The 21,356-nt window shown below is 65.0% G+C and carries 19 protein-coding genes; 16 read left to right on the plus strand and 3 right to left on the minus strand.

What is annotated here, in order from left to right:
- Positions 1–2: 2 nt before the first annotated feature.
- The 3 genes from tssK to tagH form a co-directional block, all read right to left on the minus strand.
- The gene (tssK, locus tag PIN01S_RS08010) at positions 3–1,337 is read right to left on the minus strand and encodes a type VI secretion system baseplate subunit TssK (RefSeq protein ID WP_084335087.1); all 1,335 of its coding nucleotides are present in this window, start codon (positions 1,335–1,337) and stop codon (positions 3–5) included.
- Positions 1,338–1,355: 18 nt separating this feature from the next.
- A complete protein-coding gene (tssJ, locus tag PIN01S_RS08015; RefSeq protein WP_084335089.1) occupies positions 1,356–1,814 on the minus strand; it encodes a type VI secretion system lipoprotein TssJ in 459 nt (152 codons plus the stop codon).
- A gap of 116 nt (positions 1,815–1,930) precedes the next feature.
- A complete protein-coding gene (gene tagH / locus PIN01S_RS08020; protein ID WP_084335091.1) occupies positions 1,931–3,364 on the minus strand; it encodes a type VI secretion system-associated FHA domain protein TagH in 1,434 nt (477 codons plus the stop codon).
- A 370-nt stretch (positions 3,365–3,734) separates the two neighbouring features.
- On the opposite strand from tagH, the gene tssA reads away from it, so the two are divergent.
- The 16 genes from tssA (at position 3,735) to PIN01S_RS08100 (ending at position 21,350) form a co-directional block, all read left to right on the plus strand.
- Positions 3,735–4,766: a type VI secretion system protein TssA gene (gene tssA / locus PIN01S_RS08025; RefSeq protein WP_084335093.1), complete on the plus strand. Its 1,032-nt coding sequence runs from the start codon at positions 3,735–3,737 to the stop codon at positions 4,764–4,766.
- A gap of 68 nt (positions 4,767–4,834) precedes the next feature.
- Positions 4,835–5,350 (plus strand): type VI secretion system contractile sheath small subunit, encoded by a 516-nt coding sequence (tssB, locus tag PIN01S_RS08030; protein ID WP_084335095.1) that lies wholly within the window; start codon positions 4,835–4,837, stop codon positions 5,348–5,350.
- Positions 5,351–5,364: 14 nt separating this feature from the next.
- The gene (tssC, locus tag PIN01S_RS08035) at positions 5,365–6,861 is read left to right on the plus strand and encodes a type VI secretion system contractile sheath large subunit (protein ID WP_084335097.1); all 1,497 of its coding nucleotides are present in this window, start codon (positions 5,365–5,367) and stop codon (positions 6,859–6,861) included.
- A 72-nt stretch (positions 6,862–6,933) separates the two neighbouring features.
- On the plus strand, positions 6,934–7,422 hold the full coding sequence (locus PIN01S_RS08040) for an Hcp family type VI secretion system effector (protein WP_084335099.1): 489 nt from the start codon (positions 6,934–6,936) through the stop codon (positions 7,420–7,422).
- A 70-nt stretch (positions 7,423–7,492) separates the two neighbouring features.
- Complete coding sequence (locus PIN01S_RS08045; RefSeq protein WP_084335101.1) at positions 7,493–7,924, plus strand: type VI secretion system amidase effector protein Tae4; 432 nt, start codon at positions 7,493–7,495, stop codon at positions 7,922–7,924.
- Entirely contained in the window at positions 7,921–8,355 is a 435-nt protein-coding gene (locus PIN01S_RS08050) for a hypothetical protein (RefSeq protein WP_084335103.1), read from the plus strand. The genes PIN01S_RS08045 and PIN01S_RS08050 overlap by 4 nt, the downstream gene beginning before the upstream one ends.
- 62 nt (positions 8,356–8,417) lie before the next feature.
- On the plus strand, positions 8,418–9,200 hold the full coding sequence (locus PIN01S_RS08055) for a type VI secretion system accessory protein TagJ (RefSeq protein ID WP_084335105.1): 783 nt from the start codon (positions 8,418–8,420) through the stop codon (positions 9,198–9,200).
- Position 9,201: 1 nt separating this feature from the next.
- Positions 9,202–9,717: a type VI secretion system baseplate subunit TssE gene (gene tssE, locus PIN01S_RS08060; RefSeq protein ID WP_084335107.1), complete on the plus strand. Its 516-nt coding sequence runs from the start codon at positions 9,202–9,204 to the stop codon at positions 9,715–9,717.
- On the plus strand, positions 9,714–11,573 hold the full coding sequence (gene tssF, locus PIN01S_RS08065; RefSeq protein ID WP_084335109.1) for a type VI secretion system baseplate subunit TssF: 1,860 nt from the start codon (positions 9,714–9,716) through the stop codon (positions 11,571–11,573). The genes tssE and tssF overlap by 4 nt, the downstream gene beginning before the upstream one ends.
- The gene (gene tssG, locus PIN01S_RS08070) at positions 11,537–12,586 is read left to right on the plus strand and encodes a type VI secretion system baseplate subunit TssG (RefSeq protein ID WP_084335111.1); all 1,050 of its coding nucleotides are present in this window, start codon (positions 11,537–11,539) and stop codon (positions 12,584–12,586) included. The genes tssF and tssG overlap by 37 nt, the downstream gene beginning before the upstream one ends.
- Positions 12,583–15,300, plus strand: a complete 2,718-nt coding sequence (gene tssH / locus PIN01S_RS08075; RefSeq protein ID WP_084335112.1) for a type VI secretion system ATPase TssH — start codon at positions 12,583–12,585, stop codon at positions 15,298–15,300. Before tssG ends, tssH begins: the two co-directional genes overlap by 4 nt.
- A 17-nt stretch (positions 15,301–15,317) precedes the next feature.
- Positions 15,318–17,567 carry a type VI secretion system Vgr family protein gene (locus PIN01S_RS08080; protein ID WP_084335114.1) on the plus strand — a complete coding sequence of 750 codons (2,250 nt, stop codon included), beginning with the start codon at positions 15,318–15,320 and terminating at the stop codon, positions 17,565–17,567.
- Between the two features lie 11 nt (positions 17,568–17,578).
- Positions 17,579–18,025 carry a DUF6484 domain-containing protein gene (locus PIN01S_RS08085; RefSeq protein ID WP_084335116.1) on the plus strand — a complete coding sequence of 149 codons (447 nt, stop codon included), beginning with the start codon at positions 17,579–17,581 and terminating at the stop codon, positions 18,023–18,025.
- Positions 18,026–18,037: 12 nt separating this feature from the next.
- On the plus strand, positions 18,038–19,150 hold the full coding sequence (locus PIN01S_RS08090; protein ID WP_084335118.1) for a DUF2169 family type VI secretion system accessory protein: 1,113 nt from the start codon (positions 18,038–18,040) through the stop codon (positions 19,148–19,150).
- Positions 19,150–20,187 (plus strand): 3-oxoacyl-ACP synthase, encoded by a 1,038-nt coding sequence (locus PIN01S_RS08095; RefSeq protein ID WP_084335120.1) that lies wholly within the window; start codon positions 19,150–19,152, stop codon positions 20,185–20,187. The genes PIN01S_RS08090 and PIN01S_RS08095 overlap by 1 nt, the downstream gene beginning before the upstream one ends.
- The gene (locus tag PIN01S_RS08100; protein WP_084335122.1) at positions 20,187–21,350 is read left to right on the plus strand and encodes a PAAR-like domain-containing protein; all 1,164 of its coding nucleotides are present in this window, start codon (positions 20,187–20,189) and stop codon (positions 21,348–21,350) included. The genes PIN01S_RS08095 and PIN01S_RS08100 overlap by 1 nt, the downstream gene beginning before the upstream one ends.
- Positions 21,351–21,356: the final 6 nt, after the last annotated feature.

A 21,356-nucleotide genomic window follows, 5' to 3' on the forward strand; every position in this document is an offset into this window, starting at 1 on the left:
GATTATCCTCGAATGGCCCAGAAGGCCAGGTTCAGGCCGGGGAACTGGCCGGCGACGTGGAAGGCGAAACCGCCTGAATGGGTCAGTTGCTTCCAGTGGTCGCTGCCGCGATCCAGTTCGAAGTAGGTGGAGCCGGCGTGATAGGGAATCTGCCTGGGCGCGACGGGCATCGGTAGCAGCGCGATGCCCGGCAGTTGCAGGTTGACCAGGTCGCGGATGTGCTCCACCGAACCCACTTTCGCCTGTTGCGGGAACAGGCTGCGCAGGTGCTCGGCCGGCACATCGGCACGCACCACCAGGACGAAGCTGGCGGCGTCGATGAGCGTTCGGTCCGGCAGCATCGCCACATGTACGCCGTAGGATTTCTCGACGATGGGAATCGGGATGGCGCGGCTGTCGATCACCATCGACAAAGCCTGGCGCAAGGCGAGCATCACCGGGGCGAAGGTGGCGTCGAGATCGTCGTGCTGGTAGGCCGGATAGTCGGCCGGCCGGCGCGCATTGGAAGAAAAGGTACAGAACTCCCCGGCCAGGGCGACCAGCTCGCGGTACAAGGATTCCGGGTGCAACGGGCTGAGCCGGGCCAGATGGGCGAGCAAGGGCTCGGCGCGGTTGACCAGTTGCAGCAGGAGGAAGTCGGCGATTTCCGAGGCACCACCGGCCCCCGAGGCCACCACCCGTCCGGCCAGCGCCTCGCCGCGTTGGTGCAGTAGTCCCTGTAGCTCACTGCGAAAGCCGGACAAGGTGTGCGACGCGGCGACGTCCAGCAACGGCGGAATGTAGGTTTCGTCCAGTTGCAAGGCGCCGTCGTTGCGCTTCTCCACCACCCGCACCACGCCCACGCAGGCGTATTCGCCGAGGCCATCCCGCTCGGTGAGCAGGCGGAAGGCACGGGAACCCACCGCTACCGGTGCGCGGCTCTCGAAGGGCGCGTTGTCGTCACGTACCTCGCGGACCTGGCTCACATAGCGCGCGCCACCCAGCGGCTCGCCCTCGCCCGCCGTGTCGCGGGTCCCGGCGCGCTTGAGCGGCAGGGCCAGGTAGACCAGCCCATCGCGCAGGTTGTCGTCGACGGCCAGCGGCGGCGGCGCCGGATCGTCGCCGGGAATGTGGAACGGCGTGCCGTCGGGCAGCACGCCGCGGGCGGACACGATGGCCAGCTTGCCCTGGGTCAGCAGGGCGTCGTCGATGCGCAGCTCGGAGAAGCCCCAGCCGCCGGCGATCAAGCTGCGGCAACGGCCGTCGAGCAGGGTTTCCATGAAACGATCGTGTTGCTGAAAGTGCTGGGGCCGGAGAAACATTCCCTCGGACCACACCACTCGGTTATTCCAGGACATGGTTGGGCTCCGACCGGGCTATTTCTCTTCCGCGGGCATGGCGCTTACGACGCGGGCCCCGAGGGTGATGTCGAACCGGCTCTCCTCGTTGGCCGGTATGCTGACGAGCTGCCGCCACACGGCGCTGTCCAGGTCGCGGTAGGCGACCACGATGCCGAGCAGGCGGGTCGAGGCATCGAGGGTCCGCTCCAGTTCCTGGCGGTCGCCCGGCTGGATCAGCAGTTCATCCTGCTCGATCAGGTCGGCCGCGAGCGTGGCCTGGGGGGATTCGACCAGAGAGAAGTAGTCGGCCCGGCTGAACGCGGCGCCGCTCTTCAACTCGTAGAGCCGGACACGGACGGGTGCCGCCTGCCCGCTGGCGGAGGGGTTGAGATCAGCGGAGGCCTGGAACTGCAGCAGGACCCGGGTCGGTGGAGGTTCGGACGCACAAGCGGCCAGTAATAACGCAGCCACTGTTATCCATAATGTCCTTGGCATGTATCCGTCCTCTATGACGTTTAATTCCGAATCAGAATAGACCGCAAAAACGAAGCGCGGCCAAAGAAGTAAGAAACTTACGAACTCCGACAAAGTGCCATTACTTTAATGGCCATTTAATTGCGTCTTAGTCTGAGACTTTGTTCTTCGTAGGCGCGACTGAATTCGCGTCCGAACAGATCCTGAAAATCGTCTTCGGCCTCCTTCGAAATATTGGCATAGAGTTCGGTGAACAACGCCCAGTATTGCGCCTGTCGGCCTCCCGGCAATAAGCCAGCAAGTCCGGAAGGTTTACTCAGGCGCGCTTCAAGTTCTGCCGGTTCGAATCGCTTCAACAAATGTTTGATGGCCGCTTGTACACCGGCCATGACAGCCAGTTGGTGAGCCTTGAGGTCCTCGAAACTTTCCGCGATGGCCCGGTCCGGTGCCATGAAGGCCTGGTTGCCATGCCGCAGCAACAGCAACATGGCCTCGTCGGCATTGGGCGCGAATTTCAGCGGGTTGTTCTCCACCGGGCGGATCATGGTCTGGGACATGCGGAACTCGCCCTTCAGGCTGCTACGGGCACGCAGCACATCCAGCAACCCTTCCACCATGAGCCGATAACTGCGGCCGATGGCCTCCATCTGCGCAGCCGCCTCGTCGCGGTCGACGTTCACCTGATCCATACCGGCGCCCCGCAGGAAGGCTTCCAGGGCTTCGCTGTGACCGGCCGGAGCGCCGCTCCGCTCGGCGCGCGGCGGTACCGGTGTCGGTTTCGGCGGCGGCATCCGGCTCGCTTCAGGCTCGGGGACGATTGGCGTTTCCGCGACAGGCTCGCTCGGCATGGCCGGTGGAGCCGGCTCGACCGGTGGGAGCGGCGGTACGGCAGTGCCCGATGCGGGCGTGCTCAGGTCGGCGAACGGGTCCCAATCCATGGGAATCGCCGGCTGCGGCGAGGACGTCTCAGGAATGGCCGGCTCTGGCAGCACGGGCTCCGGCGGCCGGAAGTCATGCCGGTCGGCGGGGACGTGGTCCGGCCGGGGGGCTGGCGGCACCGCCGGCGCGGCGAGGAAATCGAACAGGTCGGGCTTGGTATCGAGGGATGAACGCCCCTGGAAATGCGCGTTGATCGGCACGCTGGGGGGCGCCGGCTGGGCGGCCGGGGCGATTTCCGGTGCGCCGGTCTGCCGGCTCATGAGGGCATCGAAACTGGTGAAGGGATCGGCCGTCACCACGCCGGGGCTCATGGCCTCGAGCTGCACCAGGATCTCGTATTCGCCCAGGCGCAGCACCTCGCGGTCCTGCAGCGGTTCGCTGTTGCCGCGCCGCATGCGAACCCCCGAATTCACCAGTAGCACTCCGTTGGTGCTGGTATCGGTCAGGTAGTAGGTCCCGTCGCGGAACTGGATGGTGCAGTGCTGGCTCGACACCAGACGCTCCGGATCGGGCAGCACCCAGTCGTTATCCGTGCCCCGCCCTATCCTCAGCTCGCCTTGATCGAGCGTCATTTCCGCACACTGTCCCGGTGTGAGTTTGTGATAACTGGTGATGGTCAAACGCAGCGGCATTAAAGCTCCTTGCACCCCGCCAATGATGGCTATTAAATATCAAGCCAGTTGCATCCAGTATAAACTTCATAAAGCCGTTGAGTGTCGCCCATTGAGGCAATGAGTGTTGTGCTTTTTTGGAATTGAACATATAGCAAAACAAAATAAACATCTCTTTCCGATTTGACCTATCTTCTATCCCCCTGAACTTCGGGCGCCCATCCGAGACTTCTTGACAAGTTCGAATCGCGACCAAGAATTAGCTCATTCTTACAAACAGATTTACTGAAAGCGGTGCTGCCAGAGCGTAATCCGAAGGACGCGGATTAAGTCGTACGCTCATGATGTCGGCGCGCCAGCTTTATTCAGGTTGATATGGAGATCACCCGCTGTGGTGGACTTACCACTGTTGATTACGGCTGTCAGCGCAGACTCGCCCTGTGGCGACGACCTGGAATACGATGCCTCCTTTCTCGAGCTGGAGCGTGCCGCACAGGGCTTGCCCGAGCGGCAGATGGGTGATGCCGTACTGGCCGCCGAGCCCCCCGAGTGGCGCAAGGTCCGCGACCTGGCCACAGGCCTGTTCGGGCGCAGCAAGGACCTGCGCATTGCCAACTACCTGGTGCAAAGCACCGTCGCCCTGGATGGTCTCCCCGGCCTGAGCCAAGGCCTCGCGCTGGTTCGCGAACTGCTCGAACGCTACTGGGACGGCCTCCATCCCCGCCTGGACAGCGAAGACGACAACGACCCCACCTTCCGCCTCAATGCCCTGCGCGGGCTGATCGACGAAACCCTGCTGCAACTGCTTCGCGACGCGCCCCTGGTGCGCTCGCGCGCCTTCGGCACGGTCAGCCTGAGAGCGGCGCTGAACGCGTCGGGGTTGCAGCGTTTCGCCTCGGAGACGTTGAACCTGGAACAGGTCTCCGGCGCCTTCCAGAACAGCGAAGCCGAGGAACTGGAAAGCACTCGGGCGGCGCTCGCCGAGGCCCAGACCCACCTGGCCGCCATCGAAAGCGAAGTGAGCAACCGCGTCGATGCGGCCGAAGGCATCGACCTCGCGCCGCTCAAGCAGTTGCTCCGCCTGGCATTGCAGTTGATCAACGAGCACGCACCGCACGTCAATGGAGCACCGGTCGACATGCCCGCAGCAGAATCCGCCGCGAACGATCCGCTGCCCCAGGGCGCCGGCAACGCTCCCGCAGCGCCTCGCGCATCGGCTGAAATCACCAGCCGGGAGGATGTGCTGAAGACCCTCGACCGCATCCTGGCGTACTACGCCACGCACGAACCCTCCAGCCCGGTGCCCGTCCTGTTGACCCGCGCCAAGACGCTGGTGACCGCCGATTTCGCCGCCATCGTGCGCAACCTGATCCCGGACGGCCTTTCGCAATTCGAAAACCTGCGAGGCCCCGGTTCCGAATAGCGCAGTGACGCTTATCCGTTTTTTCCGACGCCAATCCAGCCCGTCAGAGGCTGCCAAGGAGGAGCAACATGGCTAGCACCAGCAGTCAGAAGTTCATCGCGCGAAACCGCGCACCCCGCGTCCAGATCGAGTACGACGTGGAACTCTACGGCGCGGAGAAGAAGGTCCAGCTGCCCTTCGTCATGGGCGTCATGGCCGATCTCGCCGGCAAGCCCGCCGAACCGCTGCCGGCGGTCGCCGACCGCAAGTTCCTGGAGATCGACGTCGACAACTTCGACTCCCGTCTCAAGGCCATGAAACCGCGCGTGGCCTTCAACGTGCCGAACGCACTCACCGGCGAAGGCAACCTGAGCCTGGACATCACCTTCGAGAGCATGGACGACTTCAGCCCGGCGGCCATCGCCCGCAAGGTCGACTCGCTCAACCAGCTGCTCGAAGCCCGCACCCAGTTGGCCAACCTGCTGACGTACATGGACGGCAAGACCGGCGCCGAGGAAATGATCCTGAAAGCGATCAAGGACCCAGCGCTGCTGCAGGCACTCGCCAGCGCACCCAAGCCGACCGATTCCGAGCCGCAAGCGTAAGGAGGACCTGAACCATGGCCGAACCGATGAGCAACGAAGCGCTGCAGCCCGAAGCCGCCACCGAGCAGACCAGCGAGTTCGCGAGCCTGCTGCTGCAGGAGTTCAAACCCAAGACCGAGCGTGCCCGCGAGGCGGTGGAAACCGCCGTGCGTACCCTGGCCGAGCATGCGCTGTCGCGCACCGACCTGATTTCCAATGACGCGATCACCTCCATCGAATCGATCATCGCCGCGATCGACGCGAAGCTGACCGCCCAGGTCAACCTGATCCTGCACCACCCGGACTTCCAACAACTGGAAAGCGCCTGGCGCGGCCTGCATTACCTGGTGAACAACACCGAGACCGACGAGCAATTGAAAATCCGCGTGATGAGCATCTCTAAAGGCGAGCTGCACAAGACGCTGAAGAAATTCAAGGGCACCGCCTGGGACCAGAGCCCGATCTTCAAGAAGATGTACGAGGAAGAGTACGGCCAGTTCGGCGGCGAACCCTACGGCTGCCTGGTGGGCGACTACTACTTCGACCAGTCGCCCCCGGACGTGGAGCTGCTCGGCGAAATGTCGAAGATCTGCGCGGCTATGCATGCGCCCTTCATCGCCGCCGCCTCGCCCACGGTGATGGGCATGGGCTCCTGGCAGGAGCTGTCCAACCCGCGCGACCTGACCAAGATCTTCACCACGCCGGAATACGCGGCCTGGCGCTCGCTGCGCGAATCGGAAGACTCCCGCTACATCGGCCTCACCATGCCGCGCTTCCTCGCCCGCCTGCCCTACGGCGCGAAGACCGATCCGGTGGATGCCTTCGCCTTCGAGGAAGAAACCACCGGCGCGGACAGCGCCAAATACGCCTGGGCCAACTCGGCCTATGCGATGGCGGTCAACATCAACCGTTCCTTCAAGCTCTATGGCTGGTGCTCGCGGATTCGCGGCGTGGAATCCGGCGGCGAGGTGCCGAACCTGCCGACCCACACCTTCCCCACCGACGACGGCGGCGTGGACATGAAGTGCCCGACCGAGATCGCCATCTCCGACCGCCGTGAAGCGGAGCTGGCGAAGAACGGCTTCATGCCGCTGCTGCACAAGAAGAATACCGACCTGGCGGCCTTCATCGGTGCCCAGTCGCTGCAGAAACCGGCCGAATACGACGACCCGGACGCCACCGCCAACGCCAACCTGGCCGCGCGCCTGCCGTACCTGTTCGCCACCTGCCGCTTCGCGCATTACTTGAAGTGCATCGTTCGCGACAAGATCGGCTCGTTCAAGGAGAAGGACGACATGCAGCGCTGGCTGCAGGACTGGATTCTCAACTACGTGGACGGCGACCCGGCGCACTCCACCGAAACCACCAAGGCCCAGCACCCGCTGGCCGCGGCCGAGGTGGTGGTGGAAGAAGTCGAGGGCAACCCCGGTTACTACAACTCGAAGTTCTTCCTGCGCCCGCATTACCAGTTGGAAGGGCTGACGGTATCGCTGCGCCTGGTATCCAAGCTGCCTTCGGCGAAGGCGGCCTGACCAATCACGACAAGCGTCCGCCACGGAGGCGGCCGCCAGGGAACCAGTGGCGCGAGCCACTAAGGAGGCATGATGGCTGTTGATATGTTTATCAAGATCGGGGACGTCAAGGGCGAATCCAGGGACAAGGCACACGCCGACGAAATCGACGTCCTGGCCTGGAGCTGGGGCATGGCCCAGTCCGGCTCGATGCACATGGGCGGTGGCGGCGGTGCCGGCAAGGTCAACATCAACGACCTGTCGTTCACCAAGTACGTCGACAAGGCATCGCCCAACCTGATGATGGCCTGCTCCAGCGGCAAACATTACCCCGAGGCGAAGCTGACGATTCGCAAGGCTGGCGGCGACAACCCGGTCGAGTACCTGGTGATCACCCTGAAGGAGGTCCTGGTCTCCTCGCTGAGCACGGGCGGCAGCGGTGGCGAAGACCGCCTGACCGAGAACGTCAGCCTCAACTTCGCCCAGGTACTGGTCGACTACCAACCGCAGAAAGAAGACGGCGCGAAGGACGGCGGGCCGATCAAGTACGGCTGGAATATCCGCGAGAACGTCAAGGTGTAACAGCCCGTCCCCTGCGGTGGCTGCCGCAGGGGACGCGGAACCTTGCCTGCCACGGAACGGGAGCTTCGACATGGCAACGCCGGCATTCATCAATCTATGGAACAACTACCCGAGCGAGAACCACCCCTGCGACGGTGGCTGGGATAACCAGTGCGCGATCCGCATGAGCATCACCCTGAATGCCGAGCGCACCATCCATGTGGACCGCAACACCTACTCCGAACCCAAGTGCAGCCATGGTCATGCCCGTGGCGCTGAATCCCTCGCCAACTGGCTCTGGCGGCGCCACCTCGGTCGGCCGCGCATCTATACCGATGGGGCGGCAGCCAAGCGCACCCTCAACGACAAGACCGGAATCATCTTCTTCAAGGATTGCTTCACCCGACGAGGTGAAAGTCGCGCCGTGGGAGACCACATCGACCTATGGAACCGAGGGTTCACCAAGACCTACGACGATCCGTCCAACCTGTCCGCCCAGGTTTGGTTCTGGGAGCTGTCATGACGCGAGCACTCAACGCCCTGCTCTGCTCCGCCCTGTGCATCGCCCTGCCCGCCTGCGCGCAGAGCAGCGCGGATACCGCCACGCAGGCCCGCCTGGGCGAGCGGCAACTGACGCTGGAAGAACACGACGGACGCTGCGCGCTAGTGGAGCCCGGCCAGGCCAACCTCGACCTGCAACTCAAGTGGCCCTGCCAGTTCCACCGCGACCGCGAAGGCGGTCTACGCACGCGACAGGTGGGGGAAAACCGCGTGCTGCTCGTGGAGAGCAGCGAACAGGTACCGGACAGCCAGGACTGCCGCACCGAAATCCAGGCGGTCAGGACCCTCGGCGCCGGACTCGAACCCTCGGAGGCGGTCAGCCGAGTGGCGGCCTGCCCGCCGATCCAATGGGACGACAAGGTCTTCATCGGCCTGTTCGAATCCCGTCCCTGATCCGCCCGACCCTGCCGGGACGGTAGCGACACCGATCCGGCCGATAACGAAAGGAAGCCGCGATGAATGCCGATGAATTACTCCGTGCCGGACGTATCGACGATGCCCTGAACACACTTCAGGAGCAGGTGCGCAGCCAGCCGGGCAATGCCGATCTGCGGGTCTTCCTGTTCCAGTTGCTCGCCGTCATGGGGCAATGGTCGCGCGCGCAGAAGCAGCTTACGGTCGCCGGCGAGCTGGAAGCCAAGGCCCTGGCCATGGTGCAGATCTACCGCGCCGCGCTGGACTGCGAAGCGCTGCGGGCCGAGGTGTTCGCCGGCCGGGTGACGCCGGTGCTGCTCGGCGAGCCTGCTGACTGGGTCGCGCTGCTGGTCCAGGCGCTGCGCCTCGATGGCGAAGGCCAGGCCGAAGCCGCAGCCCGTTTACGCGATCAAGCGTTCGAAGCCGCTCCGGCGGTGACCGGCCAAGCGAATGGCGAGGCTTTCGCCTGGTTCGCCGATGCCGACCCGCGCCTCGGCCCGGTGCTGGAAGTGATCGTCAACGGCCGCTACGCCTGGCTGCCGATGCAGAACCTGCGCAGCCTCAAGACCGAAGCGCCGGAGGACCTGCGCGATCTCGTCTGGCTGCCCGCCGAACTGACCCTGATCAACGGCGGCACCACCGTCGCACTGATCCCCAGTCGCTACCCGGAAACCCCCACCCAAGGCGACGATGCCGCGCGTCTCGCGCGCAAGACTGACTGGGACGGCGACCGGCCGCTCGGACAACGCCTGTTCGCCACCGATAATGGCGACTACCCGCTGTTCGAACTGCGCAGCCTCGACTTCGACCCGGTGGAAGGTTGAGATGGCCGAACTGACGCCCCAGGAACGCCTGCAGCCGTCCTTGCTGGACCGCCTGACCGACGAAGAACCCGGCAACCCACGGGAAGGCGCCGACCGCCGGATCATGTCGCTGAACCAACTCAAGGCATCGGTGCTGCGTGACCTGGCCTGGCTGTTCAACACCACCGCCCTGTTCGATCCGGACACCGGCATGCAGATCCCTGCCGGCAGCTCGGTGCTCAACTACGGCCTGCCGGCGCTGGCCGGTCATACCGCGTCGAGCGTGGATGTCCATGCGGTGGAAGAACTCCTCGCCGAGACCATCGCCGCCTATGAGCCGCGCATCCTGCGCAGTTCCCTGAAAGTACGCGCACAACTGCGACCGGAAGAAATGGACCACAACGCCCTGAGCTTCGAGATCGAGGGCGACCTCTGGGCCGAGCCGGTGCCCCTGCGCATGCTGCTCACCACCAACCTCGACCTCGAGACCGGCCACGTGCGCGTGATGCCGGCCGAACAGCAGCGGAGGCCGCGATGAACCCTCGCCTGCTGGATTATTACAACCAGGAACTGCTGCACATCCGCGAAAGCGCGGCGGAGTTCGCCAGCGAATACCCGAAGATCGCCAGCCGCCTGAGCCTGTCCGGTATCGACTGTGCCGACCCTTATGTCGAGCGCCTGCTGGAGGGCTTCGCCTACCTGACCGCGCGGGTGCAGTTGAAGCTGGATGCGGAATACCCGACCTTCACCCATAACCTGCTGGAAATCGCCTACCCGCACTACCTGGCGCCCACCCCGTCGATGGTGATGGTGCAACTCCAGGCCGATCCCAACGAGGGCTCGCTGACCGGTGGTTTCACCGTCAAGCGCGACTCGGCGCTGCGTGGGCTGCTCGGTCACGAAGAGCAGACCGCCTGCGAATACCGCACGGCCCACCCAGTCACGCTCTGGCCCCTGGAGGTTGCCCGTGTCGAATATTTCGGCACCCCGGCAGCGACCCTCGGGCGCCTGGCCGCCAGCGAGCCCCGCGCCAAGGCCGGCCTGCGCCTGCGCCTGCGTACCGGCGCCGGGCTGCCCTTCAACAGCCTGGGCCTGGACAGCTTGCCGTTCTACCTGCACGGCGCCGACGAACAACCCTTCCGCCTTTACGAGCAACTGTTCGGCAAGGCATGCGCGCTGTTCGTGAAAAGCCCGCAGGATGACTGGGTGGAGCGCCTGCCGCTGAAAGCGCTGCGCCCCCGCGGGCTGGATGACGAAGATGCCCTGCTGCCGGTGGTGCCGCGAGCCTTCCAGGGCTACCGGCTGTTGCAGGAGTACTTCGCCCTGCCCCATCGCTACCTGTTCGCCGAGTTCACCGGGTTGGGCCCGGCCGTCCGCCGCTGTGCCGGCCAGGAGCTGGAATTGATCGTCCTGTTCGAGCAACTGGACCCGACCCTGGAAGGCACGCTGGGCGTCGAGCAATTCGTGCTTTTCTGTACGCCGGCGATCAACCTGTTTCCACGGCGCGCGGACCGCATCCACCTGTCCGAGCGGGTGCACGAACATCACGTGATCGCCGACCGTACCCGCCCGCTGGATTTCGAAATCCACTCGCTGCAACAGGTCACCGGCTACGGCAGCGGCCCGGAGCAGCCGTTCCAGCCGTTCTATGCCGTGCGCGACCCGGCCCGCTACGGTCGCGAGCAGGCCTACTACATCGTCCGCCGCGAGCCGCGCCGGTTGTCCAGCCAGCGTCGGCGGCGCGGGCCGCGGGCCAGCTACGTCGGCAGCGAGACGTTCGTCTCCCTGGTGGACGCCAACCAGGCACCCTATCGCCATGATCTGCGCCAACTGGGCGTCAAGGCGCTGTGCACCAACCGCGACCTGCCGCTGCTGATGCCGGTGGGCACGGCGAAAAGCGACTTCACCCTGGAAGACAGCGCCCCCGTGCTGGCCGTGCGCTGCCTGGCCGGGCCGAGCCGGCCGCGTGCCAGCCGTGCCCACGATGCCAGCGCCTGGCGCCTGATCAGCCAACTCTCGCTGAACTACCTGTCGCTGACCGAGCATGGACAAGGGGCGGCGGCCCTGCGCGAGTTGCTGCGCCTGTACGGCGACCCCGGCGACCCGGCCATTCAATTGCAGATCGAGGGGCTGCGCGAAGTACGCAGCCGGCCTTGCACCCGTCGCCTGCCGATGCCGGGCCCGATCGTCTTCGGCCGTGGCCTGGAGATCAGCCTGGAATTCGACGAAAACGCCTTTCGCGGCACCGGGGTCTTCCTCCTCGGCAGTGTGTTCGAGCGTTTCCTGACCCGTTATGTGTCGATCAACAGCTTTACCGAAACGGTGCTGCGCACCACGGAACGAGGCGAGGTGATGCGATGGCCGGCGAACCCCGGACGCCGTCCGAACCTTTGAATACTCTCGCCGAGATGGCGACCGAGCCCTGGAGCTATGACTTCTTCCAGGCGCTGCGGCGCATCGAGTGCGAGTTACCGGAACGCCCGCGTATCGGCCATTCGGTACGCCTGGGCGAAGACCCGCTACGCCTCGGCCAACGCCCGGATTGTGGCTTCGCCCCTTCGACCCTGGCCGCCGTGGACCCTGGGACCGACGGCCGGCCGCCGCGTCTCGAACAATTCTTCTTCGGCCTGACCGGACCGAACGGCCCGCTGCCCCTGCACCTTACCGAATACGCCCGGGAACGCGCGCGGCACCACGGCGATCCGACCTTCAAGCGCTTCCTGGACGTCTTCAACCACCGCCTGCTCACCCTCTTCTACCGCGCCTGGGCCGAGTCGCGGCCGACGGTCAGCCACGACCGTCCGGACGACGACTACTGGGCCGCGCGCCTGGGTGCGCTATCCGGTCGCGGCATGGAAAGCCTGCTCGGCCAGGGGCCGATCTCCGACAGCGCGCGCTACCACTACACCGGCCACCTGGCGGCGCAGACCCGCTACCCGGACGGCCTGAGCGCCATTCTCTCCACCTACTTCGAGCTGCCGGTGAGCATCGAGGAGTACATCGGGCAGTGGCTGGAACTCCCCGAGTGCAGCCGGCTCGGCCACAGCGCCAGCTCGCTCGGCGAAGACCTTTGCCTGGGCAGTCACGTCTGGGACCGGCAGCACAAGTTCCGCATTCGCCTGGGCCCGCTGGACCTCTCCCATTACCAGCGCCTGCTGCCCGACGGCGAGCTGTTCGGCGAACTTGCCGCCTGGGTCGCGGAATACCAGGGCGAGGAGCTGGATTGGGAAGTGAACCTGGTACTGCGCCAGGAAGACGTGCCGCCCATCAACCTCGACGGCGGCGACCGGCTCGGCTTCAACACCTGGCTGGGTACGCCGGAAACGGACCCCGCGGACCTCTCGCTAGGTCGCCATTACGCCTTGGAAAGCCCCTCCAGCCCACGGACCGAGGAGACAACAACATGAGCGAAATCAGCCGCGCCGCGCTGTTCGGCAAATTGAACAGCCTCGCCTACAAGGCCATCGAAGCCGCCACGGTGTTCTGCAAGCTGCGGGGCAACCCCTACGTCGAACTGGTCCACTGGCTCCACCAGATTCTCCAGTTGCCGGATTCCGACCTGCACCAGTTGATCCGCCAGTTCAATGTGGAGCCGGCCCGGCTGGCCAAGGACATGAGCGATGCGCTGGACCGCCTGCCGCGCGGCTCCACCTCGATCACCGACCTCTCCTCCCACGCCGAGGAAGCGGTGGAGCGCGGCTGGGTCTACGGCAGCCTGATGTTCGGCGAGAGCCAGGTGCGCACCGGCTACCTGATCGTCGGCATTCTCAAGACGCCGAGCCTGCGCCATGCCCTGCTGGCGATCTCCCGCGAGTTCGACAAGTTCAAGGTGGAAACACTGACCGAGCGCTTCGACGAATACGTGGGCAACTCGCCGGAGAACGGTCTGTCCGCCACCGACGGCTTCAACGCTGCCGCCGCGCCCGGCGAAGCCAGCGGCGCCATGGCGCCCAGCGCCCTGGGCAAGCAGGAAGCACTCAAGCGCTTCACCGTCGACCTCACCGAACAGGCCCGCAACGGCAAGCTTGACCCTATCGTCGGCCGTGACGAGGAAATCCGCCAACTGGTGGACATCCTCATGCGGCGACGGCAGAACAATCCGATCCTCACCGGCGAAGCCGGGGTGGGCAAGACGGCGGTGGTGGAAGGTTTCGCCTTGCGCATCGTCGCCGGCGACGTGCCGCCCGCGCTCAAGGACGTAGAACTGCGCAGCCTGGACGTCGGCCTGCTGCAAGCCGGTGCGAGCATGAAGGGCGAGTTCGAGCAACGCCTGCGCCAGGTGATCGAGGACGTCCAGAGTTCGCCCAAGCCGATCATCCTGTTCATCGACGAAGCCCACACCTTGGTCGGCGCCGGCGGCGCGGCGGGTACCGGAGATGCGGCCAACCTGCTCAAACCGGCCCTGGCCCGCGGCACCCTGCGCACCGTGGCGGCCACCACCTGGGCGGAATACAAGAAGCACATCGAGAAAGACCCGGCCCTGACCCGGCGCTTCCAGGTCGTGCAGGTGGACGAGCCGTCCGAGCAGAAGGCGATCCTGATGATGCGCGGCGTCGCCTCCACCATGGAGCAGCACCACAAGGTGCAGATCCTCGACGAGGCGCTGGAGGCGGCGGTGAAGCTGTCCCACCGCTACATCCCGGCACGGCAGTTGCCGGATAAGTCGGTCAGCCTGCTGGACACCGCCTGCGCGCGGGTCGCCATCAGCCTGCATGCGGTGCCCGCCGAGGTGGACGACAGCCGCCGGCGCATCGAAGCCCTGACCACCGAACTGGCAATCATCGAGCGCGAGCAGGCCATCGGTATCGACATCCGCAGCCGCCGCGCCGACGCCGAAGCGGCGCTGGCCGACGAGCGCGAGCGTCTGGCTGCGCTGGAGGCCCGTTGGAGCGAAGAGAAGGCGCTGGTGGACGAGCTGCTCGCCGTGCGCGCCCAATTGCGTGGCGCGGCAGAAGCGGTCGACGACACCGGCTCCGCTCCGGACGCACCGGCCGGCCGCCTCGACGATGCCGAGCGCCAGTCCCTGCGCGACAGGCTCGGCGAATTGCAGGAGCGTTTGAGCACGCTGCAGGGCGAGTCGCCATTGATCCTGCCGAGCGTGGACTACCAGGCCGTGGCCTCGGTGGTGGCGGACTGGACCGGCATCCCGGTCGGCCGCATGGCGCGCAACGAGATCGAGACTGTCCTCAACCTCGACCGGCAACTGAAGAAGCGCATCATCGGCCAGGACCATGCCCTGGAGATGATCGCCAAGCGCATCCAGACCTCCCGCGCCGGCCTCGACAACCCGAGCAAGCCGATCGGCGTATTCCTCCTCGCCGGTACTTCCGGCGTCGGTAAGACGGAAACCGCCCTGGCCCTGGCCGAAGCCCTGTATGGCGGCGAGCAGAACGTCATCACCATCAACATGAGCGAGTTCCAGGAAGCGCACACCGTCTCCACCCTCAAGGGCGCCCCGCCCGGCTATGTGGGCTACGGCGAAGGCGGCGTGCTGACCGAGGCCGTGCGGCGCAAGCCCTACAGCGTGGTGCTGCTCGACGAAGTGGAGAAGGCCCACCCGGACGTCCACGAGATTTTCTTCCAAGTGTTCGACAAGGGCATGATGGAAGACGGCGAAGGCCGCCTGATCGACTTCAAGAACACCCTCATCCTGCTCACCACCAATGCCGGTACCGAGCTGATTTCCAACCTATGCAGCGACCCGGAACTGATGCCCGACCCGGAAGGCATCGCCAAGGCCCTGCGCGAACCGCTGCTCAAGGTCTTCCCGGCCGCCCTGCTCGGCCGCCTGGTGACCATCCCCTATTACCCGTTGAGCGATGAAATGCTGAAGAGCATCACACGCTTGCAACTCGACCGGATCAAACGCCGTGTCGAAGCCGGCCACAAGGTGCCGTTCGACTACGATCCGGAGGTGGTCGATCTGATCGTCTCACGCTGCACCGAAACCGAGAGCGGCGGCAGGATGATCGATGCCATCCTCACCAACACGCTGCTGCCCGACCTGAGCCGGGAGTTCCTCACCCGCATGCTGGAAGGCAGGCCGCTGGCCGGGGTGCATATCAGCGGCCGCGACAACACGCTGCACTACGATTTCGAACGCGGGGCGGCTAGCGCCTGAGCGAGGCCGGAGTATCGATGGCGATCACACAGAACACGCGACTGGTACAGGTCACCAGCCCCCTCGGGGAGAACGTGCTGGTCCTGCAGAGCCTGGATGGCAGCGAAGAACTCGGACGGATTTTCCAGTACGAACTGGAGCTGATTTCCGAAGACCCGTCCGTCAAGTTCGACCAACTGCTGGGCAAGCCCATGACCCTGACGCTGGAGCTGCACGACGGCGGCAAGCGCTATTTCCACGGCATCGTCAGCCGGTGCAGCCAGGGCGCCGGCAACGGCCAGTTCGCCGGCTACCACGTCAGCCTGCGGCCCTGGCTGTGGCTGCTCAGCCGCACCTCCGATTGCCGGATTTTCCAGAACCGCACCGTGCCGGACATCATCAAGCAGGTGTTCCGCGACCTCGGTTTTTCCGATTTCGAGGACTCGTTGAGCCAGACCTACCGCGAGTGGGAATACTGCGTACAGTACCGCGAGACCAGCTTCGACTTCGTCAGCCGGCTGATGGAACAGGAAGGCATCTACTACTACTTCCGCCACGAGAAAAGCCGCCACGTGCTGGTACTGGCCGATGCCTACGGCGCGCATTCGACGGTGAGCAACTACGCCAGCGTGCCCTACTACCCACCGACCGACGAGCAGCGCGAACGCGACCACTTCTTCGATTGGCGCCTGGCCCGCGAAGTCCAGCCCGGCTCCCTGGCACTCAACGACTATGATTTCCAGCGACCCGGCGCGCGCCTGGAGGTCCGCTCCAGCGTGTCGCGCAGCCATGCTCACGGCGACTACCCGCTCTACGACTACCCGGGCGAGTACGTACAGAGCAAGGATGGCGAGCACTACGCCCGCACCCGCATCGAAGCCATCCAGGCGCAGTTCGAACGCGTGCAACTGCGCGGCAAGGCGCGCGGCCTGGGCTCCGGCCATCTGTTCAAACTGACCAACTACCCCCGCGACGACCAGAACCGCGAATACCTGGTGGTGGGCGCGCGCTACCGCATCACCCAGGAAAGTTACGAATCGGGCCACATGGAAGGCATGCTGCAATACGAAAGCGACCTCGACTGCATGGACGCCAGCCAGACCTTCCGCCCTCTGCCGCTCACCCCGCTGCCCATCGTCCAGGGGCCGCAGACCGCCCTGGTGGTCGGCCCCGGCGGTGAAGAGATCTGGACCGACCAATACGGCCGGGTGAAGGTGCACTTCTACTGGGACCGCCACGACCAGTCCAACGAGAACAGCTCCTGCTGGATGCGCGTATCCCAGGCCTGGGCCGGCAAGAACTGGGGCGCGATCCAGATTCCGCGCATCGGCCAGGAGGTCATCGTCAGCTTCCTCGAAGGCGACCCCGACCGGCCGATCATCACCGGCCGGGTCTACAACGCCGAACAGACCGTGCCCTACGACCTGCCCGCCAATGCCACCCAGAGCGGCGTGAAGAGCCGTTCCAGCAAGGGCGGCACGCCGGCGAACTTCAACGAAATCCGCATGGAGGACAAGAAAGGCGCGGAGCAGCTCTTCATCCATGCGGAGAAGAACCAGGACATCGAGGTCGAGAACGACGAGACCCACTGGGTCGGCCACGACCGCAGCAAGACCATCGACAACGACGAGACCGTCCTCGTCCAGCATGACCGCACCGAGACGGTGGGCAACAACGAAACCATCACCATCGGCGTGAACCGCACCGAGAGCGTCGGCAACAACGAGACCATCACCATTGGGGTGAACCGCACGGAAGTCGTCGGCAGCAACGAAACCATCACCATCGGCAGCAACCGTACGATCACCGTCGGCGCCAACGAGACCGCCGCCGTGGCCCTGCAACGCACCCATGCGGTGGGCCTCAACGAGACGATCACCGTCGGCGCCGCCCAGGAAGTCGCCATTGGTGCCTACCAGACCGTCAACGTGGGTGCCAACCAGGACATCAACGTGGGCCGCAACCAATCGACCAACGTAGGCTCCAACCGCTCGGTGGATGTCGGCTCCAATCTGTCGACCACGGTGAAATCGAACGAATCGCGCAAGGTCGACGGCGGGCGAACCACCGACATCGACAAGAACGATTCCCTGAAGGTGGGCAATAACCTCGTCATCGACGCCGGCGACTCGATCACCATCAAGACGGGCAGCGCCAGCATCACGATGAAGAAGGACGGCACCATTCAGATCAAGGGTAAGGACATCACCATCGATGGCTCCGGCGCGATCAACGTCAAGGCCAACAAGAACGTGGTGATCAAGGGACGAAAGATCCTGCAGAACTAGGAGTGACAGGCATGACGGTTCAATACGCGCTACCCAGCCAGGCCCGCATCGACGGCGTGGTCATCGGCGTTCTACTCGACCTGCCGCAGGCCGGGACGCCCGTGGTGACCTACCCTGGCTGCGCCGAGCAGCAAGGCATCGCCGCCCGCACCACCGCCCTGCTGGCTCCCCAGGACATCGGCACCCAGGTCGCGCTGATGTTCGAAGACGGCGACCCGGCCCGCCCCTTGGTGATTGGCCGCCTGCTCGGCCAAGCCGTCACGCCCGCTCCGGTCGCCCAAGTGCAACTGGACGACCAGCGCCTGGAGCTGCATGCCGAACGCGAGATCGTCCTGCGGTGCGGCAAGGCCAGTATCACCCTCACCCGTGAAGGCAAGGTGCTGATCCGCGGCGCATACCTGTCGAGTCGATCGTCCGGTGCGAATCGCATCAAGGGTGGTTCGGTGCAGATCAACTGAGGCCGCGCGCGAATGGAATTGCTCAACGCCACGCGCCTCGCTGCCGCCTACACCCAGGGCCTCGCCCCGGACGGGCGCGAATCCCTGGTGGTGGTCGCCAAAGGCACCTTCGACATGCCGCTGGACGGTAGCGAGGCGCGCCTCGCCGAACGGCAACGTCCGCTGCTGATGGCCGATACCTTCTTCGGCGAGCCGGGTCTGTCCGCACCGCGCCAGGAAATGGACTTCGCCCCGGTCAAACCCTTCTGCGACGTGCTCGTGCTGGGCAAGGCCCATGCCCCCGATGGCCGCCCGGCCACGCGCGTCACCGCCGGCATCCGCGTCGGCAAGGTCAGCAAGGCATTTGCGGTGGTCGGTCCGCGTCACTGGCAACATGCGTTGCTCGGCATCGGTCCCAGCTTGCCCCAGCCGTTCACCGAACTGGAGATTTCCTACGCCCAGGCCTTCGGCGGCAACCATCCCATGGAAAACGAACCGGAGATGCGCCACTGCTACCTGGACAACCCGGGCGGATGCGGCTGGTATCCCCGTGCGATTGCCGCCGCCGATATCGTCGGCATGCCGCTGCCCAGCACCGAAGCGCTGAGCCAGCCCATCGAGAGCCCCAGCGGCGACTACCGCCCCATGGCCCTCGGTCCCATCGGTCGTAGCTGGCCGCAACGCGCTGCCTTCGCCGGTACCTACGACGACGCCTGGCTCGCCGACTGCTTTCCGTTCCTGCCGCCCGACTTCGACAACCGCTACTTCCAGGCCGCCCCGGCCGACCAGCAGACCGATCACCTGAAGGGGGGCGAGGACGTGCTGCTGCTCAACCTCACGCCGCAGGAACGCGCTGGCTTCAAGGTGCCGACCATGCAGGTACCGGTAACCTTCTTCCTGAAAAAAGGCGGCCACGAGACCGTGCAGGCAGTGATCGACACCCTGGCCATCGACACCGACAGCCGTACCGTCGAAGTCACCTGGCGCACCAGCCGCCCACTCAAACGCAACATGTTCGAGATCGCCCAGGTGCTGGTGGGCACCATGTCCACCGCCTGGTGGCGCGCTCGCGAGCTGGGTAAGGACTACTACCCGTCCCTCTCGGCACTGGTGAAGTCCAAGCGCGTGCCGGAGGAAAGCGATTGATGTCAGCCATCTGCATACTCGGCTCCGGCATGGTCAGCGCGGTCGGCCTCGATGCGCCGTCCAGTTGCGCCGCCATCCGCTGCGCCCTCGACAACTTCCAGGAGACCCGCTTCATCGACCGGGGCGGCGAATGGCAGATCGCAGCCACGGTGCCGCTGGAACAACCCTGGCGTGGTCGCACCAAGCTGATCAAGATGGCCGCCCGTGCCATCGCCGAAGCCCTGCGCAACGTACCGGGCTGCGCCCCGGAGAAAATGCCCCTGCTCCTCGGCGTAGCCGAAGCCGAGCGTCCTGGCCGGCTGGATGGACTGGACATCAGCCTGTTGCATGACATCGAGCGGGAGTTGGGCGTCCGTTTCCATGACAGTTCCAACGTCATTCCCCGTGGCCGGGTCAGCGGCGCGGTGGCACTGCTCAATGCGCGCAAACTGGTCTACGAAGGCGGCCATCGCCACGTGCTGATCGCCGGGGTCGACTCCTTCCTCGCCGCTCCCACCCTGGCCGCCTACGAAGAGCGCGAACGCCTGCTCACCAGCCAGAACTCCAACGGCTTCATCCCCGGCGAAGGCGCCGCCGCCGTGGTGGTCGGTGCACCGGTGGCCAGCGAAGAACCGCAACTGGCCTGCATCGGCCTGGGCTTCGGCATCGAAAAAGCCACGGTGGAAGCCGAAGACCTCCCCCTGCGGGCCGACGGCCTGACCCAGGCCGTCCGCGCCGCCCTGGCCGAAGCCGGCTGCGGACTGGAAACGATGGACTATCGGCTGACCGACATCTCCGGCGAGCAGTATTACTTCAAGGAAGCCTCCCTCGCCCTGAGCCGCACCCTGCGCGTGCGCAAGGAGTTCTTCCACCTTTGGCACCCGGCCGACTGCATCGGCGAAACCGGCGCCGCCATCGGCCCCGCCATGCTCACCGTCGCCCTCGCCGCCTGCCGCAAGAACTACGGCGAAGGCCCGAACATCTTCTGCCACCTCGGCAACGACGCCGGCCAACGCGCCGCCGCCCTGCTCAGCTACCAGACAGTGAGGGCTGCCTGATGGCCAACGATGTTTTCGCCAACAACATGGAGATTTCCTGCAAAGCGGCGGATGGCAAATCCATCGCCTGCTTTCCAGACGTCTGCTTCACCCCGCCCCAGGCGCCGCCGACACCGCCGGGTGTGCCCATTCCCTACCCCAACACCGGCATGGCCAAGGACACGACCAAGGGCAGCAAGACGGTGAAGATCAGCGGCAAGGAAGTGATGCTCAAGGACAAGAGTTACTTCAAGACCAGCTATGGGGACGAGGCAGGTAACGCGCCGAAGAAGGGCATCGTCACCAGCAAGATCAAGGGAAAAGTGTATTTCACCTCCTGGTCGATGGACGTGAAGTACGAAGGGAAGAACGTCGTCCGGCATATGGACCTGACCACACATAACCACGCATCCCAGCCCGGCAACACCATGCCTTGGACCTATGCGGACCGCATGGCTTTCGCCAAGGACCTGTCCCAATGCGACGGAGAAAGAAGCCGGGCGGAAACCGCCTGCGGGGACACCAGCCAGAAGATGGTCTGCCCGGACATTACTCCGCTGCGGGATGCGACCAAGGCCAGAAAGGCGGCCAAGGATGCCGCAGGGGATGGCTTCGAAACCGACCCCACCTATATGCAGAAGCACGCCGAAGTTCAGGCGAAGTACTCCGCCTTGGCCACGACGATCAATAACGACGCATGCCAGAAAGCCATGCGCTGTTTCCTGGCGCCGTACAAGCCCAACAGATGTTGCCCCGGTCAAACCGGGGATCACCTCGTCGATGCGGCCTCGTTCGGCCCCCGGAATGGCGCCAAGATCGAAGGCTGGAGCAAATACAAGACCAACAAGGCCCCGGTGATGTGCGCCGAAGGGCCCAACCAGACCACCGCCACCCACGGCCAGATGCATACCCGGCGTGGCGTGGTGGCCTTGCACGAGGCCGATGCGAAAGGTGAATGGCCACGATCCAAGGCAACCCAGACAGGGGCCAAGGCGGCCAGGAAAACCTTCCCGGATTCCAACTGCTCCCAGGAATGCCTGGAGGCCCAGCTGAACAAGTACCACGACAAAGCCAAGGATGACGGCACGGAGAAACCGATCAAAGCCAACGCGACCATGACCAGCGACCCACAGGAGCGCGGCAAGGCCGTGGCCGAGATGTTCGCCAACGAGTCCGGCCGCTAATCCACT

The organism is Pseudomonas indica NBRC 103045, assembly GCF_002091635.1.
Lineage (GTDB): Bacteria > Pseudomonadota > Gammaproteobacteria > Pseudomonadales > Pseudomonadaceae > Pseudomonas_M > Pseudomonas_M indica.